The organism is Lamprocystis purpurea DSM 4197 (assembly GCF_000379525.1).
In the GTDB taxonomy this organism is placed as follows: Bacteria; Pseudomonadota; Gammaproteobacteria; order Chromatiales; family Chromatiaceae; genus Thiodictyon; species Thiodictyon purpureum.
Map to the genome: position 1 here is coordinate 1 of NZ_KB902392.1, position 6,747 is coordinate 6,747.

5 protein-coding genes and 1 pseudogene are annotated in these 6,747 nt (G+C 57.5%); all 6 read right to left on the bottom strand.

Translation table 11 applies throughout. From position 1 onward, the window contains the following. A partial coding sequence (locus tag A39O_RS43460) for a type II toxin-antitoxin system HicB family antitoxin (protein WP_169338405.1) occupies positions 1-231 on the bottom strand: 231 nt, incomplete at its 3' end. A gap of 146 nt (positions 232-377) precedes the next feature. Continuing rightward, entirely contained in the window at positions 378-1,406 is a 1,029-nt protein-coding gene (locus A39O_RS0105085; protein WP_026199180.1) for a phospholipase D family protein, read from the bottom strand. 204 nt (positions 1,407-1,610) lie between these two features. Continuing rightward, a pseudogene (locus A39O_RS42550) lies at positions 1,611-1,778 on the bottom strand (Rpn family recombination-promoting nuclease/putative transposase); the annotation flags it as partial. Between the two features lie 446 nt (positions 1,779-2,224). Continuing rightward, complete coding sequence (locus A39O_RS0105095) at positions 2,225-2,947, bottom strand: hypothetical protein (RefSeq protein ID WP_020503619.1); 723 nt, start codon at positions 2,945-2,947, stop codon at positions 2,225-2,227. After that, on the bottom strand, positions 2,938-5,994 hold the full coding sequence (locus A39O_RS0105100) for an HsdM family class I SAM-dependent methyltransferase (protein WP_020503620.1): 3,057 nt from the start codon (positions 5,992-5,994) through the stop codon (positions 2,938-2,940). Before A39O_RS0105100 ends, A39O_RS0105095 begins: the two co-directional genes overlap by 10 nt. Positions 5,995-6,006: 12 nt before the next feature. Further along, positions 6,007-6,435: a hypothetical protein gene (locus tag A39O_RS0105105; RefSeq protein ID WP_157639669.1), complete on the bottom strand. Its 429-nt coding sequence runs from the start codon at positions 6,433-6,435 to the stop codon at positions 6,007-6,009. Positions 6,436-6,747: the final 312 nt, after the last annotated feature.

Below are 6,747 nucleotides of genomic sequence, written 5' to 3' on the forward strand. Positions count from 1 at the left end.
CGAGGGCGCGGGGATGGGCTGCCCTTCGTCCATCCGTCCATCCAGGGTCAAGGTCAGCACCTCGGCAGCGTTGAATAGGGCCTCCTCCAGGGTTTTACCCTCGGTGAAGGCTTCGCCGAAGTCGAGAAACTGGACCACAAAACCGCCGTCGGGCTCCGGGGTCAAAGCTGCCTTCCTGGCGCAGCACCGCCCAACCTTCGGCCTTGAGCTGCTTGATAATCTCGTGTCCATTCATGGGGAAAGGCTAGATCAGAAAAGGTAGAGGGGCAAGCGATCCTCTACGAAAAACAGAAAGCACTGGCCGCCTTCCGGTGGCCGGTACGATGACCAATGCCTGTTCGGCTTTTCTTTGCCAGAACGGAAACCGTGGTCTGTGCCTATTGTCCGTGCTGCGGATCGACCTTGTCTAGGACAGCCTTGAAGAATTCCGGCAGCAGTTGCTTTGTGTTGCCGGCTCGCCATGCCTCCCGTCGCATGTCACCATCGGGTCGCAGGTTCTTAAAGCCATTTTCTCTGAGAACGGAAATAATGGCATCTCTAACCTTCGCGGTAATTCTAAAAGGCACCGGTGGCTTCTTCACTCCCGGTAACTCAAATATCCCGGTCGTATATTTTCCACAATTAATCACCGCGTTGTTTACCACCCGATGCGCGTAAAGCCAAACGAAACCACCCTGTCCGTCTGGCAAGCCATCATCCCCCGTCATCCAAAGCAGTAACCAATCGCCTTCCCGAACTTTATCATTCGATAAGACATTGGTATAAGTTTCTTTTCTAATTATCTCTTGCAATGCGCCTCCTGTTTTCTCGTTAACAAGTTGATCATCAAATTGAAGGTCATGGTCGTTTACATACCAAATTACCCAAAACAAAGGTTTATGCTTGAAAGGGTAGTTCCGAATATCTGGCGCGCCCATGGGCGGTAGGCGATGGCGCTTGACGCTCATACTACGGTTCCAACGCCTTTCCATTTCTCGTAATTCGTTATCCTTCATTTCAGCCGACGGATATTTTTTCTTCGCTTTGTCGCGAATCTCGTCGGCAATCACGCCCAGTTCGTGCACCGTGTCAACATCCGCAATTTTAACCGCAATCTCTTCAAGTCCGTCTCCCGAGAGAGCATTATCCGAAAGATTGGCGCTACCAATTATGGCCGTACCGCTTCCAATATAGATCTTCGCATGAAGTTGATTGAGCAAGAAAACCTTGGGCCAACCGATTGTTGCAACCAGGGTGGCAACCGCAGCGGGATTCGTTCCGATATCAGTCGAAACTACAATATATTCGATGTTTTTCGGCTCCAAGAGGTATTTTGGCCATCCCCACCCAAGATAGGCGACTGCGATCTTCGTGGGGGACATCGCGCTGATCGCTTGTCCGATTGCCGCAGAGCGGATGATGTTCATACAAGCTCTCTCTTGGTTTCTAGCAGACGGGTTTCAATCATACATCAGCGTCAAGCTGAACACGCGCTCCTCGGCGCTCATATTCGGGCACCACCAAGGCTCAAACCAGTATCCTTCAGCGTCGTCCGGCAGGGCATCGCCGAATCGGCGCGCTATCGCGTCCCGTCCGGCCTAAGAAGTGAAAGCGAGCCGGGGCGCATTGACCCAGATGTGCGCATAACGGTTGTAGAGCACGATCGGGAGCACCGGCGGAAGCGGATCATCCGGTCCGATCGCTTTCGACCGGTGCAGGTCCTCATAGAGGAGGCCAATGTACGTGAGGAGCCGAACGGCCATGAGGCGATCGAAGGTGGACTGAAACTCCAATAGAATGGAAAGGATACCGATTTCGTGGGCCTGATGCAGTACCGTCGGCAAACGCGGACGAGAGCACTAGCAACGCACTGGCAGCCGGCGAGTCTGACGCCTCGATCGCCGGGCTAGACTGGTGCTCGGCGATCCCGGGGGCGCAGCCGCCTCCGTTTCCTCGCGTTCCGACGCGGCGAGACTGCGCGGGTATTCACCAATTCCGCGCCCGCGAGCGGCCGTTCGTCCGGCTGACGGCCATGGCGCCCGCGGCACCCCCGAACACAAAAACCGCTCGGACCGAGGTTCCGACCGCCCGCGTGCGGAACCTTGTAGTCAGGGCTTCCAGCCCTGACCCTCCCGGCGCCGCCCCGCCCCGCCCGGCCACTCCGCCCCGCTCCGTGCTAGACTCGACCTGAATTCAGTCCGAATGAAGCCTGCTTCGCTCCGAGGAAACCATGGTATGCCCCTGATTACTCTTGTCCCTGATTCTCTTGTCCGGCAGCGTCGCGGTCATCAACGAGAGCGGAATTCTCTGGATGAAAAGGCAGCAGCGCATGATAGATGGTGATCGGCTCCAAGGGAGCGGTCCGCTCGTGCTTGCTGCGATAGGTGAAAAGATCGGTAACGATGGGTTCCGGTTGCCAATCTCCGTCGTGCCGCCGGTTAGGACCCGCGGCCATGTTGGTCGCGAGTTCATGCTGCCAGCGACTCACGTCATCACTTTGGACATACCCCAGCATTCCAGCCTCCGGCCATCGGGGTGCGTACTCACCCGTCAGGAAGGCACGCAGACCCTCCGGCCCAAGATAATCGGAGCAACCACATTTTCCGCGGCAAAGGCGTTTCGCCTCAAACTCGTAGTGCGTTCGCGGTCTTTGATCAGTACACTCGATACGAATATCCATTCGCTGTCGGCGCTTGCCCTTCCGAATCGGGGAGTGGAGGCGCGGCTCCTCGTGGACCCCATAACGGCTGTACCATTCCGGCGCTTTCGGATCGTCGAGCAATTCCTCGATCACCCGCGTGAGTTCACCGGTGATATCCTCTTCGTGCGCTGCGGTCAGACTATTCCGGTCGAGTCGCGCATGCCCGAGATGCAGCAGCGTGAAGACATCATGACGGAAGGTAACCCAGTAGTTGTCCCGGAGCCATGCCGGGGCGGTGCTTCCTTGACTATGCCGACTCAATGCCATGAGACAGGTTCCTTTACGGCGAGGGCGTCTGCAATGAGATTGTCGGCATCCTGCAGGGCTTGGCTACGCAGCCAGTGCAAGCGCTGCATGGGTTTGACCAGAACCACTCGGTCGCCGTCAAAGATGGTCAAGCCCCGCTCGAAATAGAGCCAATGGGTGTGTTCACGCCTTAACCGCATACCCAGTTCTCCCAGCTCGCCATCAAGATCTCGCGACGTACGCTGCACTTTGGTCCGCCCAATACCGTCTCCCGCGACAGGTTCGATCATCACGGCTCCCCAAGTGCTTCCATGCCAGATCACTGCGCGATGGCGTAACTCGCTCGTACGCCCAGCGAATGAATCAAGGGTTTCGCACAGCGCATCTCCGTAAGTATAGAACGTCTTTTCACTGGGTAATTTGGATGCGCTTTCCTTACCAAGCTTTCCCTTGACTAGCTCCAGACGCGTATTGACCAGATCCTCGACAAACCAGCGATCCTGCTTGGAAAGACCCAGTCCATCATAGACGAGTTCATTCGCGTGTTGTTCCATGTGACGCAACTCTTTATGATGGTCGCTTAAGAGAGACTCTTGAGTGCGACACCAGCACTTAACCAACTCGTCGTATGCCCTCGCCCAAAGATCCAGATTCTCTGTGGACAAAGCATCCAGGGGAATCGGCAGCAACTGTAAGGTATTCAGGTCGGCTACGCTTTTCTGAATGCTCATTTCGGCCGAATGAAAGAGCTGATGGTAGGTCACAAAATCTGAAATTAAATACAGAGCCAGGGCCTTAAGTAGAACCTCCTGGCCCGGCTTGCCGGCGATGCCCAATTGCGGGTGAGGAATCACCAAGAAGTCCCTGTCATAGATCGCCCAGGATCGATTGCGGGGCAATACTAGGTGGGGCGGGCGGCAGACTTCAAGAGGTAAAGCGATACCGCTCCTCTTGCGCACGAAGGCATTATCCTCGGTCAATATTTCGATCGCCGACTCAGGAAATGAGTACAACCTGCCACGACGCTCCAAGGGCTTCATCAAGACGCGGCGTTTACCAACCAATTCCTGCACGAATTCGACCGGTTCGTCTGCATCCACCTTTCGGGACTGGACGCCTTGATGAGCAACGAGTCCATGTGCTGCCGCGAACTGACGAAACGTCGGCGCTCGTCTTCCAAAACGCTCCAAGACCCGCCGATCCTGCCGTGAACCCCACATCGCGAGTTTCCATGTCAAGCCATCACCTTGTGCGGCCTTGACCCGCTCTACCCGCCGTAACTCGCCGGCATTGATCGCGAGAGTCCAAGCCTCTCGGAATCGCTGACCAAGTCCTCTTACCAGCGTGGGCTGGTTCACCGCGAAGGGAGCGTAGGACAGGATGTCCTCGCTATCGTCAATTTCACCAGTTGCCCGAAAGAACAGCACCGCCGCCGGCAATGCAGCACGCCTGGCAAACAATAGATACGCCAAGTTGGAAAAGTTCGCTACGCACCATACCGGTACCTGGGAAAAGAATGCCGCGCGGAACTTGACCGATTGACTCTTGAAAAGGGTCATAGCCGGCGCCAACATCCCTGCGGCACCATCCGGATGCAGGTGCTCCAACGTCTTCCAAAGGAACGCTTCTGCAAGTTGCCAACCGCCGGTTGGGTGGCTTTCCTGACGGGGCTTCATCCAAGCGAAAGCAGGCTCTTGGCCCGGAAGGAGTTTATCCGGGATCAAATTCACCCAAGGCGGATTACCCACGATCCACTCGAATCGGAATTCCGGCCATGGAAACACTGGAGCAAAGAAGTCACCCCGGACGATGTTGGTTCCGTAAAGTCCGGGCAGTTTGAAATCGGGGAAACGGCGAAGGTCAGGCGGCTCCACATAGTCCAGCAATGTCAGACTCAAGCTGAAAGCAGCCACCCGGCAGGCGTCCTCATCTTGGTCGATCCCGAAGATGTGGTCCGTTAGTAACTTGCTCAGAGTCGCAGGGGACAGTGTGTCCGCACCGTGCAGTTGTTGTTCAATCAGACGGCGATACACTTGTACCAGAAAGGCCCCGGATCCGCAGGCCGGGTCAAGGACCTTGACGCCGAGTACCAAGGGGCGGCGCGTTGCCACCTCGTCGAGCACCAGATCAACCAGAAAGGTCGGAGTGTAGTATGCGCCCTTGTGTTTGCCCGCGTCTTCCGCATGGAGAAACTGTTGGTAGATGACGGACAAGGTTTCGATCGGAATGTGGGAAAAGTCGTAGCGGGGAAAGGCAAGATGCATTTGCCCATTGACACGGTCACCGGCTAACACGGCAGCGGTCTGCTGCACTGCTGCATCAGCGTTCGCACGCCGACTAAACTTAAGCGGAAACACGGAGCCGTTCAGCCATTCTTCCAATCTCTCGGTAACGGCGGTGAAGGTCGCGACGGATGCCTCCCGGGTGAAAACGCGGGATGAATCGATGTCCCAGTCCCGCAATTTTTCGTCCGACAGAATGTTGCGGTCCCGCAAGTAGTGCAGATAAATGTACTTGCCGATCAGGGCATGGGCTTCATGACGAAGGAGCCCCTGATCGTGAATCAGCGTCTTTCCCAGCTCCTCGAGTTCGTGCAGAAGAGACCAATCAACCCGCCGCGCCGGGTCCATGTACCGGCCCCACCGCTCCCAGACCCGACCTTCGGCGATCGCACGCGCGTCCAATCCAGTGAATGCGTCAAGCGACATCCTTGCCGACTTGACGATGTGTGTTATCTCATCAGCCTCAGTGCCATCATAGCGGAACCCGGAGTAGAGGACGAACCGCTCCGGCGTAGAGACGACCAGGAATGGAACCAGATTCTGATTCCAGACCCGGTGATGCACCCGCCGGGCCTCATCTTCATCAGGCGCATCGCAGAGATAAACCACCGGTATGGCGTTGTCCCCACCCGGTTGGCGCAGGGCATAGGCGCGGTGCAGTCCGCAGGTGTCGCGGGCACGGCGCAGGTGATGGGCGATGCCGGGCGGACAGCCGGGGGCGGCCGGGTCCAAGAGACCAGGGTCCCCAGCGTAATCCAGTCGCTCAATGAGGCCTTGCAGGTCCATTTCTTGGTCCCGTCAGCCGGCCAGTCTGAGGCCGAAGTTCAACTGGAGTTGGCCAAGTTGCTCACCGTCCTGAATGGTCGCACAGACGCCCTCCAGACCGACGCGAAAGCCGGAAATATCAGTGGGAAGCGGACTGTTTGCAGAGTCAAAACGGATACCTTCCGGCGTCAGGACCACCTGGTAGCGGCGCCACTCCAGCGCCGATCGCGCCCGCAACCAGACATGCAGTTGCGCGAACGCCTCGGCATATCTGGACACGACGACTGACGCGCGCTTCATGCGCAGGGCGATGGCAGCCGCGAGGACGTTGGCTTCATCGTATTCGGCGTGGATGCCTGGACCAAACCCGGCGGAAATCGGCGCGAGTACGCCGTCCCGGACCCACGCCTTCTGGTCGGATTCGGTGCAACCGCAGCGGGATCGAAGGACGGCGGCTTGCATGGAATCCCCCTGGTGATGGTGAAAGAGCAAATTTTCCCTTCATGGGGGAAATCATAGCACTTGGGGCGGCGGAGGTCGCTGTGGTTTTCGTCCCCCTGACCCGGACGGCGGCCGCGCGCCGTCCCTCCGTCGCAGGACGCACGGTCGCACTCAATTTGCTATCGGTACTTGGAAGGAGTACATCCGGCCCGGATGCGGGCGCTGGGGGCAATCAACTGTGCGTCGGGGGCGAGCGAGGGCGCGGGGATGGGCTGCCCTTCGTCCATCCGTCCATCCAGGGTCAAGGTCAGCACCTCGGCAGCGTTGAATAGG

Bases quoted from the DNA above. Each gene is read 5' to 3' on its own strand.
- A39O_RS0105085 (WP_026199180.1), bottom strand. From the start codon at position 1,406: ATGAACATCATCCGCTCTGCGGCAATCGGACAAGCGATCAGCGCGATG.
- A39O_RS0105095 (WP_020503619.1), bottom strand. From the start codon at position 2,947: ATGGCATTGAGTCGGCATAGTCAAGGAAGCACCGCCCCGGCATGGCTC.
- A39O_RS0105100 (WP_020503620.1), bottom strand. From the start codon at position 5,994: ATGGACCTGCAAGGCCTCATTGAGCGACTGGATTACGCTGGGGACCCT.
- A39O_RS0105105 (WP_157639669.1), bottom strand. From the start codon at position 6,435: ATGCAAGCCGCCGTCCTTCGATCCCGCTGCGGTTGCACCGAATCCGAC.